This window comes from Pseudomonas sp. A34-9 (genome assembly GCF_029543085.1).
Classification (GTDB): domain Bacteria; phylum Pseudomonadota; class Gammaproteobacteria; order Pseudomonadales; family Pseudomonadaceae; genus Aquipseudomonas.
Genome location: NZ_CP119967.1, coordinates 3754850 through 3767948 on the forward strand (window position 1 = coordinate 3754850; position 13099 = coordinate 3767948).

The window sequence follows — 13099 nt, forward strand, 5'->3', positions numbered from 1 at the left end:
ACGGCCTGTGTTCAATCCGTGACAGCAGAGGCAACCTCATGAACGCCATCGACCTTCTCAAAGCCGATCATGCAAAAGTCAAAGACATCCTCAGCCAACTGAGCGAATCAACCGAACGCGCGCTGAAAAAACGTGTCGAGCTGTTGGGCAAACTGGAAATGGAAATCTCCATCCATACCCGCCTCGAAGAAGAAATCCTCTACCCCGCGTTCAAGGCCGCCGGCAGCAAGGAACAGGACATCATGTACTTCGAAGCCAAGGAAGAACACCGCACCGTCGACTCACTGGTACTGCCCGATCTGAAACTGACCGATCCGGGCACCCCGGAGTTTTCCGGCCGGGTGAAAGTGGTCAAGGAACTGCTGGAGCACCATATCGAAGAGGAAGAAACGGAAATGTTTCCTCAGGCGAAAAAGCTCTTGGGCAAGGAAAAACTCGAAGAGCTGGGCGCACAGATGGAAGCCATGAAAGCCAGCTACAAGAAGGAAATGGCTGCCGGGAATATGGCTGCTTAAACCGTTACACGCGTTCGAGCCCGGCTTTGGCCGGGCTTTTTTCTGTCGGCAAATTGCGCGCACGCCTCGCTGATCACCGCGCCAACATCGGCGTACCGTTTGACGAAGCGCGGCAGGTGCGCGCCGCCCAGCCCCAGCACATCTTCGGTGACCAGCACCTGCCCGTCGCAGGCCGGTGAGGCGCCAATGCCGATGGTGGGCATTTTCGAGTCCAGCGTAATCTGCCGCGCCACGCCCTCGGCCACGGAATCGCCGACCAGAATGAAGTCGACAATGGGGTCGATCAGCGTGGCGATACTGCTGGAATACGCCGTCAGCGAGACGATTTTCTGTTGGCCTTTCATGGTGACCAATTGCGGTACGGTGAGGCGTTTGGTGCGGGTATGCAGGCTCATGGGCGATCCTCCGAGGCTGCCGTCCGTGAACGATAAATGTCGCCAGATTGAATGCGTAACGCTTCCATACAGTGCCCAATTCCAAAAGATTCGAGCGCTCGATTATTGGTCTGACGCCGAAACATTCAATGCACAGATAGGCCCGAAAAAGCGACCCAGGTGCACCCTGCTTCGTTGAAATGTCCGCAGGATCCCGGATGCTTTATTTCGCCGTTTACCGCAGGATGCGAAGCTTGTGAACACACCCAAGGGGCAATTTTTATCATGGAAGAAATCATCACCTACCGCACAGCCACTGCCGCCGATGCGCTGGCAATGAGCGAACTGGGCCAATTGCTCAACTCGGTCCACCACGCCGCCCGCCCCGATATCTACGCCGCCGCGACGGAGGATTTTGCCCGCGACTTGCCGCACTGGGCGGGCGTATTCGAGAAGCCCGGTCAGATCGCCTTCCTCGCCAGCACGGGTGACCGTCCTGTTGCGTTCATTACCGCGAACCTGTCCGCCAGCTCCGGCCCGCTGATGCAGCCGCAGAACGTGGTGCGCATCGGCTCGGTGTGTGTCGCCGAGCCGTTCTGGGGCAAAGGCATTGGCCGCGCGCTGATTCAACGGGTTAAAGACTGGGCCATCGAGCAAAATGCGCAGGACTTGCGCCTGACGGTCTGGCCTTTCAACGAGCGCGCGGTGCGCATGTATGCCGAGTTCGGCTTCGAGAGCCGAGCCCTGGAGATGGGCGTTCGATTGCAAGGAGCGAACACATCCGATGATGAATAACCGTAAACAGCTCCATCAGCAGGGTTTCGCCCTGCTCCGTCGCGCCATACCCGCCGAGTGGCTGGACGACCTGCGCCAGGCGTTCGATGCGGGTGTACTGCCGTCGGATCGCTGGCCCGTCCCACGGGGTCAGGACTGGCGTCATTCGCTGCTCGATGAGCATGCGAGCGTGCGCGCGGTGTGCCGTCTGCCAGCGGTGTTGGCCGTAGTGGGTGAGCTGATCGCGGAGCGCTTCTTTCTCTCTCAGGTCGAGGGTCGCGAACCGCTTTCGGGTGGCGGCCATCAGCAACTGCATCGCGACTTGTCCGCGCAACGCCCCGGCGACTGCGTGGCGGCCCTGGCTTTTTTCGATGACTATGGCAACCACAATGGCGCGACCCGTATCGTCCCCGGCAGCCATCGGCCCGCGCCCGGAGCGCCGCCCGCCGATGTCCATGATGAGACGCGATCAGTCCAGCTCACGGGCCGTGCGGGTGACATTCTGCTGTTCGATGTCGACCTGCTGCATGCCGGCAGCCGGAATCTGTCGGGCGCGCGCCGACGCTCGATGCTGATCAACTATTGGGCCGAGCCGCTGTACGCGTCTCACCGACAAACCGTGGCCCTGCGAAATATCCACATGGACCCTATCGAATGGTTCGATCCTGCCGACAACATCCTGGTGGACACCGAGAGGTTTTAACCGCGCAAGTCCATCACGTATAAAGCCACTGTCAATGACGATTCAAGAGGCTGCACCCATGAGCAATGCCTGGAACGAAGGTTATTTCACCGACGAAGGCTACACCTACAGCTATAGCCGGGAAATCAATCCGGTATTCCAGCGTTATTGCCTGTTGTTGCGCGGCTTTGCCGGCCTGGACAATCCCGACGGTTACCACTGCGAACTCGGGTTTGGTCAGGGTGTTTCAATCAATATTCACGCCACGGCCAACCCGGCCGGCTTCGTCGGTACGGACTTCCACCCCGGTCAGGCGGCCCATGCCATTGAACTCGCAGCGCTCGGCAACAACGGTGCGCAGCTGTACGACGACAGCTTCGAGCAACTGCTGGCGCGCGATGATTTGCCGCCGTTCGACAGCATCAGTCTGCATGGCATCTGGACCTGGGTCAGCCGTGACAATCAGAAGCTGATCGTCGAATTCGCCCGACGCCACCTCAAACCGGGTGGTCATCTGTACGTCAGCTATAACGCATTCCCGGGCTGGTCGCCTTCAGCGCCGCTGCGCCAGTTGTTCAGCCTGCACGACCGCTTTGCCAATCACTCGACGCGGCCGGATCAGCGCATCGATGCTGCGTTGCAGTTTTCCGAAGCGCTGCTGGCGGCCAATCCCAAGTACGCCATTGCCGCGCCGCACTTGGGGGCCAGGCTGCAAACCATCAAAGGCCAGGACCGTCAGTACGTCGCCCATGAATATTTCAATCGCGACTGGAACTGCATGTATTTCGCCGACATGGTTGATGCGCTGGCCCCGGCCAAGCTCGATTACGTCACGACGGCGGTGCCGATGGATTCGGTCGATGCACTCAATCTGAGCGCCGAAGGCCTGGCCTTTCTCGACGGTATCGAGCACCCGATAATGCGCGAGCAGGCGCGTGACTACTTCGTCAACCAGGCTTTCCGTCGCGATCTGTATGTGCGCGGTGCCAACCCCCTCTGCGCCGCCGAGCGCCGGTCGCGCATGCTCAATACGCGATTTGTGCTGATGCAACCGACAGAAAACGTAGCGTCCAGCGTTACCGGGCCGGCGGGCGAGGCATCACTGCAAGCGGAAATTTACCGCCCGCTCCTCAAAGCACTTGCGGACCAGACGTATGAAGCCAAAACGATGCAGCAATTGTTCGATGCCGTGTCGCCAATGGCTTATGACGACCTGGAACAGGCCATCGCCATCCTGGTCGGCATGGGTGCGGTCGCCCCTTGCCAGAGCGAAGCCGCCGAGGCGCAGGTATACGAACGCTGCGCCGCGTTCAACTTGCAACTGTGCAAGCGCGCGCTGTTCAACGCCGACATTCAGGTGTTGAGCAGTCCGGTTACCGGTGGTGGCGTCACGGTCACTCGCTTCCAGCAACTGTTCCTGATTGCCATCCGCCAAGGCAAACAGCACCCGGCAGAATGGGCGCAACTGGCATGGAGCGTCATCGCCGATCAAAACGAAGTGTTGGTCAAGGACGGCAAACCGCTGACCACCGCCGAGGCCAACATCGCCGCGCTGACCGAACAGGCTCAGGCTTTTGCCGAGCAATCGCTGATCGTGCTGAGTGCGTTGAAGATCGTCTGAAGCGAACTTCGTCGTGCCGCTCGACACCGGCCGGCAGGAGCTATTCCATGGATTTGAAGTTCAGCCACATCGACGTACTGGTCAAGAACCTTGAAGAAGCCTGCGCCTATTACGCGCAGATCCTTAAGGCGCGAATCTCGACCACGCAGATCTGGAATCGCGGGGGCCTGCACGTGCGCTATGCCGTTGCGTTGATCGGCCAGGAACGCTTCATGCTGGTCCAGCCACTGGCGGGGAATCTCAAGGAACTCTTGGATACAGTGGGCGAAGGCATGATTTACCGCCATTGCTACACGACCCCTGATATCGAACTGGCCTACGACGAACTGGTCGCCAGCGGGGTTCAGCCGGAGGACGAAAACGGCCAGCCGCTGACTCGCGAGAACCTGCAATCGCCGTCCGGAACGCGCATCATCTGGCTGCCGAAACGCTTCGGACATTTCTCTATCGAGATCCTTGAAGAGCAGGCGCTGGGGACGTTTATCGAGAAGGCGTTTGCTTGCGAATGAAACTCCGCCGGCCCTGATCGATACGTCTACGCTGTCTCCATCGCCACTACGCCTGGAGACTTCGCCATGACCCGCCCGCTGCTGACTGGCTTCGCCCTGCTCGCCCTGTGTTTCCAGGTCCAGGCCGACGTCACGCCCTTCCCCGCCACCTTCCACACTCAGGACATCAAGGTCGAAGGCGCGACAATGCACGTGCGGGTCGGTGGCAAGGGTCCAGCCGTGGTGCTGTTGCATGGTTTCGGTGATACCGGCGACATGTGGGCGCCGCTGGCGGCGGATCTGGCGCGCGATCACACCGTGGTGGTACCAGATCTGCGCGGCATGGGTTTGTCATCGATTCCGCCGGGCGGCTACGACAAGAAGACCCAGGCCGGCGACATTCGTCAGGTATTGAGCGCACTGAAGATCGAGCACTCGGTGGTCATCGGGCATGACATCGGCACCATGGTCGCGTTCGCCTATGCTGCGCGCTATCCCGAACTGACCGAGCGCCTGGTGGTGATGGATGCGCCCGTACCCGGCATCACACCGTGGAACGACATCGTTCGTTCGCCGATGCTCTGGCACTTCGACTTCGGCGGTGCCGACATGGAGCGCCTGGTCGCCGGGCGCGAACGCATCTACCTCGACCGTTTCTGGAATGAGTTCGCCGGCACCCCGGCCAAAGTCGATGAAGGCACCCGCCAGCATTACGCCAGGCTCTACGCCCGCCCCGGTGCCATGCATGCCGCTTTCGCGCAGTTCCGCAGCATTCGTCAGGACGCCCTCGACAACGCTCCCGTCCTGCAGAAACACTTGAGCATGCCGGTGCTGGCCGTGGGCGGTGAAAAGTCCTTCGGCAACAATGAAGCGATCGTCATGCGCAATGCTGCCGACAACGTCACCGAGGTGGTCATTCCAGCAGCCGGACATTGGTTGATGGAAGAAGCCCCGGCACCGACCATCAAGGCTGTACGCGACTTCATCGCAATGTGAGGAATTGGCATTGCCTTGGCCCGAGGCATACGTCAGGATTCGCCCCCTTTCGAGCGAAAGGAGCAAACGTGGAGCGTCTATTCGTTTATGGAACCCTGGGACCAGGGCGCCCGAATGAGCATGTCATGCTGAACATCGGCGGAACCTGGCAAACCGCCTCGCTCAAGGGCCGCTTGGCCCAGGCAGGCTTGGGCGCGGAAATGGGTTTCCCGGGGCTGGTGATTGCGGACGATGGCGACGATATCCAAGGCTACGTTTTCTCGTCTGACAACTTCGCCGCCCATTGGGCGGGCCTCGATGAGTTCGAAGGCACCGAGTACCAGCGTGTGCTGACGCAGGTGACGCTGGCTGACGGCTCGACCCTTGATGCGTACGTTTACGCCCTTCGCTAGTCGATATTCAAACTTGTAGCCCGGACAGAAAACATGAATCGCCAAAAGAAACTCAAGCAGTTGTTCAAGGAAAAGGCCAAAAAGGCCAGCGCCAAACTGGCGCCGAAAAAGCCCAAATACATCAGCAAGGCTGATCGGGCGAAACTGGAGGCGGAGGCTGCTGCGCAATCCGTCGATACCCGCGAGAGCTGATCGCAGCCTTACAAGAACGGCGAAATATTGGCCAGCGCCCGCTCGATGTAGAGGTCTTTCTCCGCCACCGGCGCCACGTAATGCAGCGCATTGCGCGCGGCCTCCACACTGACAAGACGGGCGATGAACCAGGCCGCCAGATACTGCGAGGCCAGACAGCCGCCTGCGGTGGCGACATTCCCGCTGGCTGCAAACGGTTGATGGAGCACCGCTACGCCGGCCTCCTCGACCCACGGTTTAGTGATCAGATCGGTGCAGGCGGGAACGTCGTTGAGCAGTCCAAGCCTGGCCAGGACAAGCGTGCCGGAGCACTGAGCGCCGAGGAGCTGGCGCGCAGGATCAAGGCGCAGACGCGACATCAGTTCGGCATTGGCGACGACATCCCGGGTCAATCTTCCACTACCCACCAGCACAGCATCGGCGTCGCAAGCTTCTTCCAGAGATACTTGCGCCTCAATCGTCAAGCCGTTCATCGACTGCACCTTGGCCGTGGGGCTGGCGATAGACACGCGCCAACCCGGCTGTTGAACCCGGTTGAGAATGCCGAACGCAATCAGCGAATCGAGTTCGTTGAAACCTTCAAACGTCAGGATGGCGATGTGCATGATGAGCCTCAAGCCAGATTACCGGAGGCTCATCGTAGAGTCGGCGAATCAGGACAATCAATAAATTGTCATGGATACATTGGCGCGGGTCCGTATGTTCACAACAGGCGCTGGAACGCAAGCATGGGCAAGCCAGCCCTCTGTGTCCAGAAGCGCTGGCCGGCTCTGCTGATTAATCAGGGACGATCATTAATCCACGTTATCTTTTGAATCATTGATCGCTGAAATGGTTTTGAACTCTACCTCTGGTCGAGTACCCACATACCCGTAATAGGTTTTAACCGCTTCGGATTTTCCGGGATACGGCTGTTCATGGGCGACGGTTTTCAAGCTCAGGCCCATACTGCTGTGGAACGTTCCGCTGGCCTGAGCAGTCACCCCGCCGCCCTGTACGATGTAGCCGGAAGTGCTGATGATGTTATGTTGAATACACTCGGAGAAAACTTGTTGAACCGGGATGAACCACAAATAGTGGTAATCACCGTTGTTGTTGATTGCGACTTTATTATTGAACCAGATAGCAACATATCCTTGCAGCCAGACGTTACCGACCCACTGGGTGTTAAGCTCGGTGAAACTCAAGTCAACCTCACCCCAACCGTGGGTGTGCGGAGAAATTGGCACTTTAGTCGACGCACCATAGTTGGAGGCCTTGGACTCACTCGCTCCCTGCGTGGAAGACAGGGTCATTTCAACGGTACTGCTTGTTTCCGCGCCACCCACAAGAGGAATACCCGCGTTAGCTTTCACCGTGACGCCGACTTTGAGTTGTTCCGTAACGCTCCAGGTAAAAGTATCCGTCAACCCTTGTTGCAAGCTCACCACATGTTCAATGACCTGACCACCATCATTGATAGTGTCGTATTTGCCTAATAGAGCGCTGCCACCATCTTTCTGCACAAAACTCGAGTACACCAGATCCTTCGGTGGTGTCACATTGGTTTGATACTGCATGTAGTTCCTGGTGTCTTTGTTACGGGCATATTGTGTGCTTTCAGTAAACCAGCAGGTTGTTCCGTACTGAGCAGTTTTCCAGCGCCCCCAAGCGTTCGTGATAGTGTCGATATCATTCATGATAGTTTTCTCCATTATTTTTAGGCAGATTCTTTACCGTACTTTGCTGCGCATCAACGGCAGCCACGATCAGGGTGGTTGAAAAAAAAGCCCTTTAACTACTAATGTTGATAGTTTTTCAACGCATTCGTGTGCTACGCGACCTTGCCGCTGAGGAAGACTTGCGCCTGTCTGGTTGAAAACTCTGCAACCTCTAGCTAGCCTGACGGTTCGCCCCTGATACCGAATCAAGGATAGATATGGTCGTGGCTAAACATAACGTTGATTACCGACAAGCATTTGACTACACACGAGTTGCATTTGCGGGTACGTTTCAAAAGGAACTGACAAGACGGATCCTGCTAAAGACAAACTGCAGCCATTACGCAATTTTCTACAAGGCGGCAGTCCCCGTATCACTTCCGAAAGTCTATCTCACTGACAATTTTGATTTTTCCTGTCGGGTTATCTACGACCAGGAAAAAATCTGGATGATGGATCCGGTTCTGGATATAGCCAGTGACGTAGATATACATCACTGGAGCAACGGGCTGCCCCTGTCGTCACCGAGCATTGTCACTTTGGTGAAAACGTCCTCAGCCAGTCGTCTGGCAGATGCTTCGACTTTTATTTATCCCATGCGTAACGGCAGCGTAGCGTCACTGACTCTGATTTGGGCGAACACCGACCGACCCGACATTGACTTCAATGAAACCTACGAAACATTGTTTTCGGAATCACGCATGGTCGCCCAAAAAATAAGCCACCTGTCGAAATGCAGTCAATCCGTTGCAAGTAGTCAATTGAATATTCGTGAAGTACGCATCATGCGACTGCTCGCTGATGGCCTGACGTCCAAGCAGGTGGCCGACACCATCAATGTCACGCGCGCGACCGTATACTTTCACGTCAAACAGTTCACCCGAAAGATGAACTCGTCAACACGTTCAGAAGCCATTATCAAAGCTGCGTTGCTTAGAATGATATAAGGCAACTGCTTAACGTTAATTAAGCACACGAAGGCGCAGCAGCATTGCCTGCACGTGCCCTGATCCCAAGGGAATCGCCATTAACACCAGCGAGATCGAAAGCCAGTCAAAAAGGCTTGGGTGCTGACCGAAAATCGCCATCGAGCTGAGGATGCCGAACACAGGGATCAACAGCGACAACGGTGCCACGCGCGACATCGGATATTCGCGCAACAGCAGGTTCCATCCCCAATAACTGAAGTGCGTCGCGGCATAGACCTGAAACGCGAGCGAAAACACCGTCAGCGCATTGAGCTGCGACGGCAGCGCAGTGAACGGTGCGGTGCCATGCAGCAGCCACGTCAGCAGCATGAGCGGGATGGGCGGGAACAAGCTCGCCCACACCACAAAGGCGAAAATCTCACGCACCTTCGAGACCTTGATCACGACGTTGCCAATGCTCCACGCCAGGGCGCTGCCAATGACCAGTGCCAAACCTGCCGTCGATGCGTCGCCGGGGCGACTGAGTACGATGCCCATCAGGCCGGCGGCGGCCAACAAAATGCCAAGCCATTGCAGACGTCCCAGACGTTCGCCGAAGAAGACCACGCCCCAACCCAAGGTAAAAAACGCACTGAACTGGATCAGCAGCGATGCCGTTCCGGGGGGCACGCCCCAGGCAATACCGAGGTTGATCAACGCCCACATCGCCACACCGAAAATCAATCCGTAAGCAGCCAGCCAGTGGAACGCCACGCGTGGACGCTCGACGAAAAACACCCAAGGCAATGCAGCCAACGTGAAACGCAGCGCGGTCAACAACAGCGGGTCGATAGCGGCCAGTCCGAGTTTGGTCACGGGGAAGTTCAATCCCCAGACAGCCGTCACCAGAACGGCGAGTACAAAATGCTTTTTGTGCATGGTCAATCTTCCCTGCGCCGAGCGGAAGTACTCGAGCGCGGGCAAATATGCAGGCAATCGCCATGGCCCGCTTTCAGTCACAGGCCAATCTTCATTAGAATCGGGCCATGCGAAAAATGCCCCGTCATCCCTATCAAAACACCCCGCGCGATGCCGTCGTGACTGCCATTGATTACGCGGACGGCACGCTGTTCCCGCTGCACGATCATCAGCGCGGCCAATTTGCCTACGCTGCCAGCGGCGTCATCACCGTTTTTACCGATGACGGCAACTGGGTCGTGCCGCCGCAACGCGGCATCTGGGTGCCGGCGCAACTGCCCCACTCCATGCAAATGCGCGGGCCTGTCACGCTGCACAACACCTATATCCGTAAACAAGCGGCGCAGCGCCTCGGACTGCCGGGGCAATGTCAGGTACTGGACGTGTCGCCGTTGTTGCGCCATCTGCTGTTAAAAGCCGTCGCTGTGCCCGCGCGCTATTCCACCCAAGGGCATGACGCCCATTTGATGGGCTTGCTCCTGCATGAAATCGCCAGCATGCCCGCGCTTTCGCTCAATGCGCCGTTGCCGGCGGAACCTCGATTGGCGACGGTATGCCGTGCGTTTCTGCAGCAACCTTCTTTGCAGGTCGGTATCGACGACATGGCGCACCGTGCGGGCATGAGTCGACGCACCTTTACCCGACACTTTCGGCTGCACACCGGGATCAGCTTTATCGAATGGCGGCAACAAGCCTGTCTGCTTGCCGCGATTGTCATGCTGGGCAACGGTCAATCGGTCACACAAGTCGCCATGGACTTGGGATACAGCAGCTCCAGTGCGTTTGCGACGGTGTTCAAGCAAGTGATGGGGGAAGTGCCGAGTCGCTACTTTTAGAGGCTGTCGTTTTTACACGTCAGCCACGCCCCCCAAAACAAACTGCTGAAGAACCGCGTCGCCTCGCCAAACCCCGCCTCACGCAACAGCGCCTGAACCGCCGCCTCGGAATGCGGTGGATCGGCACCTTGCAGAATCTTGCCAAGCTTGGCCTTCACCTCTTCCGCACTGGCGCCTTGTTGCCGCCAGCGCTGCCCCCACGCCTGCAGCAATAACGGTTGGCTGGCATAGGCGTAATGGTTGCCCGCGACAATCAGCGGCGCGCCCGGCCTGAGCCGTGCCTGAATCGATTGCAGGATCTGGCGTTTGGGGTCATCACCGTTCAGATGATGGAGCACGCCGATCAACGTCGCCGCGTCGAATGCTGCGTCGGCCGGCAACTCCTCGACATGCCCGAGATGAACCTGCGTCCGATGCAACAAGTCGTTGGCCTCCAAATGCTGCACGGCGGCTTCAAGCATCGGCGCGGAAGGATCAACCGCAATGAAACGCCACTGCGGTTCCAGCGCCGCCATCGCAATGATTTCCTGCGCTGTACCACCTGCGCCGACAACCAATATGTCCGCCGGCCGCGAACCGAGACTGGCCGCCAACATGCAGGCCGCCAGATCATGACAGGCGTCGTAACCGGCCAGGGCGATGCGGCTTTGTCGGGCGTATTCGTTGGCGCGGGAGGTGTCGAATTTTTCTGCGGGGCTGGTCGAGGTGTCGCTCACAGTAATGCTCCTTGTTTTTGAGCACGCTACGCCGAAGTGAACGCGAGGAAAAATTCATTCGCTTCATGCCCGGCATTCCTTGCGGGAATGCGGGCGTGTGCACCGTGTGTTTACGCCACCATTGGCATGACATGAATCCTCTGAACGTGATCATGAATCACTCCCGGCAGCAGCCTGCCGGGACCGATTGATACTCAGTCCTCGAACTGGTGATACACCTTGGCGATGACCTTCCAGGCGCCGTCGATTTTGATCAGGGTCAGGTAGTCGTTGTAGTCGGCGCCAATGGCATCCGTTTCCATGTCCACACGCACCACCGCAGTGGTCGGTGTGATCGCCAGCACGTCGAGTCGCGTGCTGATCTCGGGAGCTGCGCCGTTTTTCTCGACGAAATCGAACAGGTTCTTGATCGGGCCGCCGAGCAGTTCGCCATGGGTGAAACCGTACATCACGGCCTCTGTACCGTGGGACAGCCCGGAAATATCGGTACCGGTACCTGGCTCGAAGAGGTTGGCGAAACACAGGCCGACAACAATCGCCAGCGCGGTAATCGCAAAGAAATACCCCAGCGACTTGATGCCCATGCGGCCAAACGACTTGTTATCGCCACCGCCAGCAATCCCCAGGATCATGCAGCAGAACACAATCGGTACCACCACCATCTTCATCATCTTGATAAAGATGTCGCCCAGAGGCTTCAGGATTTCCGCACTGACCCACGTTTGATACTGCGGATGTGTATTGAAATACCAACCGACGAGCACGCCAAGCAACAGCCCGGCAACGATTTGCCACACCAAGGGAATACGTTTCATGTCTAGCCTTTTTGTTGGAATGAAAGGTCTGCGCTAAGGGCAGTTGCTAGAGTCATGAGCTTCCAGCTCACTTGAGACCAAATGGCACAACCGGGTTGTGCCATGACGCGTGTCACTTGGCGAAGAGCTGGCTCATATCCTTGAACGCCTTGAATTCGAGAGCGTTGCCGCAAGGATCAAAGAGAAACATGGTGGCTTGCTCGCCAACCTGCCCCTGGAAGCGGATGTAAGGCTCGATCACGGACGACACTGGCGCTGGAGCCTTACCGGTTGATCGTGCCGCGTGATATGCCGGGCAATGACTGGAGCCAGTTACTGTCCAGCCAGCCGTTCATTCGATATGACCGATCTTCATTCGGCGGCAGGCAGGTCGACCGCTTTTTACGGCAGATGCATTTCACACTGCGTGAGGTCTGCGAGCTGGATGAGCTGGAGGCGATTATCAAACTGGTCGAGAACGGTGTCGGAGTAGCTTTGGTGCCGCAAACGGCGCCCGACTTTGCATGGCCTGCCGGTGTGCGGGTGCTCGACCTCGGGCAGCACACCTTCCACCGTGATATCGGGCTGGTGCACCGCGCTCGCCAGACCTTCACCGAACCAGTGCGGATTCTGGCTGAACTGATCAGTGCTCAGGTGAAGTTGGGGTATGAGTAAGTGGCGGACTTGAGGGTTGAGGCCTTCAAAAAACAATCATTAACCGCATCAATAACAACCATTGACTCAATGAAGTTCTCTTATCAGGCTCGCAGCGTAAGATCGGCTCCAGACCTCACCAATACCCCACGGAGCACACACTCATGAAACGCCAAGCCCTTCTCAGTATCGCTTTCTCACTGTTCGCCCTGAATGCGGTTGCCGCTCCCGCGACTCAAACCGATCCTCTGTTCAGCGACGCGGTAGCCGCCGCCACCCAGACCGACCCGCTGTTCAGCGATGCAGTCGCCGCCGCTACCCAGACCGACCCGCTGTTCAGCGACGCAGTCGCCGCCGCCACCGAAACCGATCCGCTGTTCAGCGATGCAGTCGCCGAGGGTGGTTCAGACCGTTTGCTCGAACGCCGCGCCGTCTGAATGCAACGCTTCACCGCCGTCACCGAAGAAAGGCCCGACCTC

16 protein-coding genes and 4 pseudogenes are annotated in these 13099 nt (G+C 57.9%); 12 read left to right on the forward strand and 8 right to left on the reverse strand.

The genetic code is table 11. The annotated features are described in order from the left end of the window. Positions 1-38 precede the first annotated feature (38 nt). Positions 39-515, forward strand: a complete 477-nt coding sequence (locus P3G59_RS16730; RefSeq protein ID WP_277758147.1) for a hemerythrin domain-containing protein — start codon at positions 39-41, stop codon at positions 513-515. On the opposite strand, the gene P3G59_RS16735 is transcribed toward P3G59_RS16730, so the two are convergent. Further along, positions 512-910, reverse strand: coding sequence for a 3-methyl-2-oxobutanoate hydroxymethyltransferase (locus tag P3G59_RS16735; protein ID WP_277758148.1), 399 nt, complete (start codon positions 908-910; stop codon positions 512-514). The two genes, P3G59_RS16730 and P3G59_RS16735, sit on opposite strands and share 4 nt — an antisense overlap. 264 nt (positions 911-1174) lie before the next feature. Between P3G59_RS16735 and P3G59_RS16740 the strand changes: the two genes are divergently transcribed. The 7 genes from P3G59_RS16740 (at position 1175) to P3G59_RS16770 (ending at position 6034) form a co-directional block, all read left to right on the forward strand. Continuing rightward, entirely contained in the window at positions 1175-1684 is a 510-nt protein-coding gene (locus P3G59_RS16740; protein ID WP_277758149.1) for a GNAT family N-acetyltransferase, read from the forward strand. Next, positions 1677-2366: a phytanoyl-CoA dioxygenase family protein gene (locus P3G59_RS16745; RefSeq protein ID WP_277762171.1), complete on the forward strand. Its 690-nt coding sequence runs from the start codon at positions 1677-1679 to the stop codon at positions 2364-2366. The genes P3G59_RS16740 and P3G59_RS16745 overlap by 8 nt, the downstream gene beginning before the upstream one ends. Positions 2367-2424: 58 nt before the next feature. After that, a complete protein-coding gene (locus P3G59_RS16750) occupies positions 2425-3966 on the forward strand; it encodes a class I SAM-dependent methyltransferase (RefSeq protein WP_277758150.1) in 1542 nt (513 codons plus the stop codon). A gap of 47 nt (positions 3967-4013) precedes the next feature. After that, complete coding sequence (locus tag P3G59_RS16755; RefSeq protein ID WP_277758151.1) at positions 4014-4475, forward strand: VOC family protein; 462 nt, start codon at positions 4014-4016, stop codon at positions 4473-4475. A gap of 66 nt (positions 4476-4541) precedes the next feature. Continuing rightward, positions 4542-5450: an alpha/beta hydrolase gene (locus P3G59_RS16760; RefSeq protein ID WP_277758152.1), complete on the forward strand. Its 909-nt coding sequence runs from the start codon at positions 4542-4544 to the stop codon at positions 5448-5450. Positions 5451-5518: 68 nt separating this feature from the next. Further along, entirely contained in the window at positions 5519-5842 is a 324-nt protein-coding gene (locus tag P3G59_RS16765; RefSeq protein WP_277758153.1) for a gamma-glutamylcyclotransferase, read from the forward strand. 33 nt (positions 5843-5875) lie between these two features. After that, positions 5876-6034 carry a DUF2986 domain-containing protein gene (locus P3G59_RS16770; protein WP_277758154.1) on the forward strand — a complete coding sequence of 53 codons (159 nt, stop codon included), beginning with the start codon at positions 5876-5878 and terminating at the stop codon, positions 6032-6034. Positions 6035-6042: 8 nt separating this feature from the next. On the opposite strand, the gene P3G59_RS16775 is transcribed toward P3G59_RS16770, so the two are convergent. After that, complete coding sequence (locus tag P3G59_RS16775) at positions 6043-6639, reverse strand: DJ-1/PfpI family protein (protein WP_277758155.1); 597 nt, start codon at positions 6637-6639, stop codon at positions 6043-6045. A gap of 189 nt (positions 6640-6828) precedes the next feature. Beyond that, complete coding sequence (locus P3G59_RS16780) at positions 6829-7713, reverse strand: ETX/MTX2 family pore-forming toxin (RefSeq protein WP_277758156.1); 885 nt, start codon at positions 7711-7713, stop codon at positions 6829-6831. Positions 7714-7958: 245 nt separating this feature from the next. Between P3G59_RS16780 and P3G59_RS16785 the strand changes: the two genes are divergently transcribed. Then, a complete protein-coding gene (locus P3G59_RS16785; protein WP_277758157.1) occupies positions 7959-8681 on the forward strand; it encodes a LuxR family transcriptional regulator in 723 nt (240 codons plus the stop codon). 15 nt (positions 8682-8696) lie between these two features. Here the strand turns inward: P3G59_RS16785 and P3G59_RS16790 are convergent, their stop codons facing one another. Further along, positions 8697-9581 (reverse strand): EamA family transporter, encoded by an 885-nt coding sequence (locus P3G59_RS16790; protein WP_277758158.1) that lies wholly within the window; start codon positions 9579-9581, stop codon positions 8697-8699. A gap of 107 nt (positions 9582-9688) precedes the next feature. Here P3G59_RS16790 and P3G59_RS16795 point away from each other — a divergent pair, with 107 nt between their 5' ends. Continuing rightward, the gene (locus P3G59_RS16795; RefSeq protein ID WP_277758159.1) at positions 9689-10456 is read left to right on the forward strand and encodes a helix-turn-helix transcriptional regulator; all 768 of its coding nucleotides are present in this window, start codon (positions 9689-9691) and stop codon (positions 10454-10456) included. On the opposite strand, the gene P3G59_RS16800 is transcribed toward P3G59_RS16795, so the two are convergent. The 4 genes and pseudogenes from P3G59_RS16800 to P3G59_RS16815 all read right to left on the reverse strand — a co-directional run. Next, positions 10453-11172, reverse strand: a complete 720-nt coding sequence (locus tag P3G59_RS16800) for a class I SAM-dependent methyltransferase (protein ID WP_277758160.1) — start codon at positions 11170-11172, stop codon at positions 10453-10455. The genes P3G59_RS16795 and P3G59_RS16800 overlap by 4 nt on opposite strands. Before the next feature lie 194 nt (positions 11173-11366). Then, positions 11367-11630: pseudogene (locus tag P3G59_RS16805) on the reverse strand (nuclear transport factor 2 family protein); the annotation flags it as partial. Between the two features lie 3 nt (positions 11631-11633). Then, positions 11634-11987 (reverse strand): annotated as a pseudogene (locus P3G59_RS16810) (cation:dicarboxylase symporter family transporter); the annotation flags it as partial. A 112-nt stretch (positions 11988-12099) separates the two neighbouring features. Continuing rightward, positions 12100-12228: pseudogene (locus P3G59_RS16815) on the reverse strand (glyoxalase); the annotation flags it as partial. 2 nt (positions 12229-12230) lie between these two features. On the opposite strand from P3G59_RS16815, the pseudogene P3G59_RS16820 reads away from it, so the two are divergent. Further along, positions 12231-12641 (forward strand): annotated as a pseudogene (locus P3G59_RS16820) (LysR substrate-binding domain-containing protein); the annotation flags it as partial. Between the two features lie 143 nt (positions 12642-12784). Continuing rightward, positions 12785-13057 (forward strand): hypothetical protein, encoded by a 273-nt coding sequence (locus P3G59_RS16825; RefSeq protein ID WP_277758161.1) that lies wholly within the window; start codon positions 12785-12787, stop codon positions 13055-13057. Positions 13058-13099: the final 42 nt, after the last annotated feature.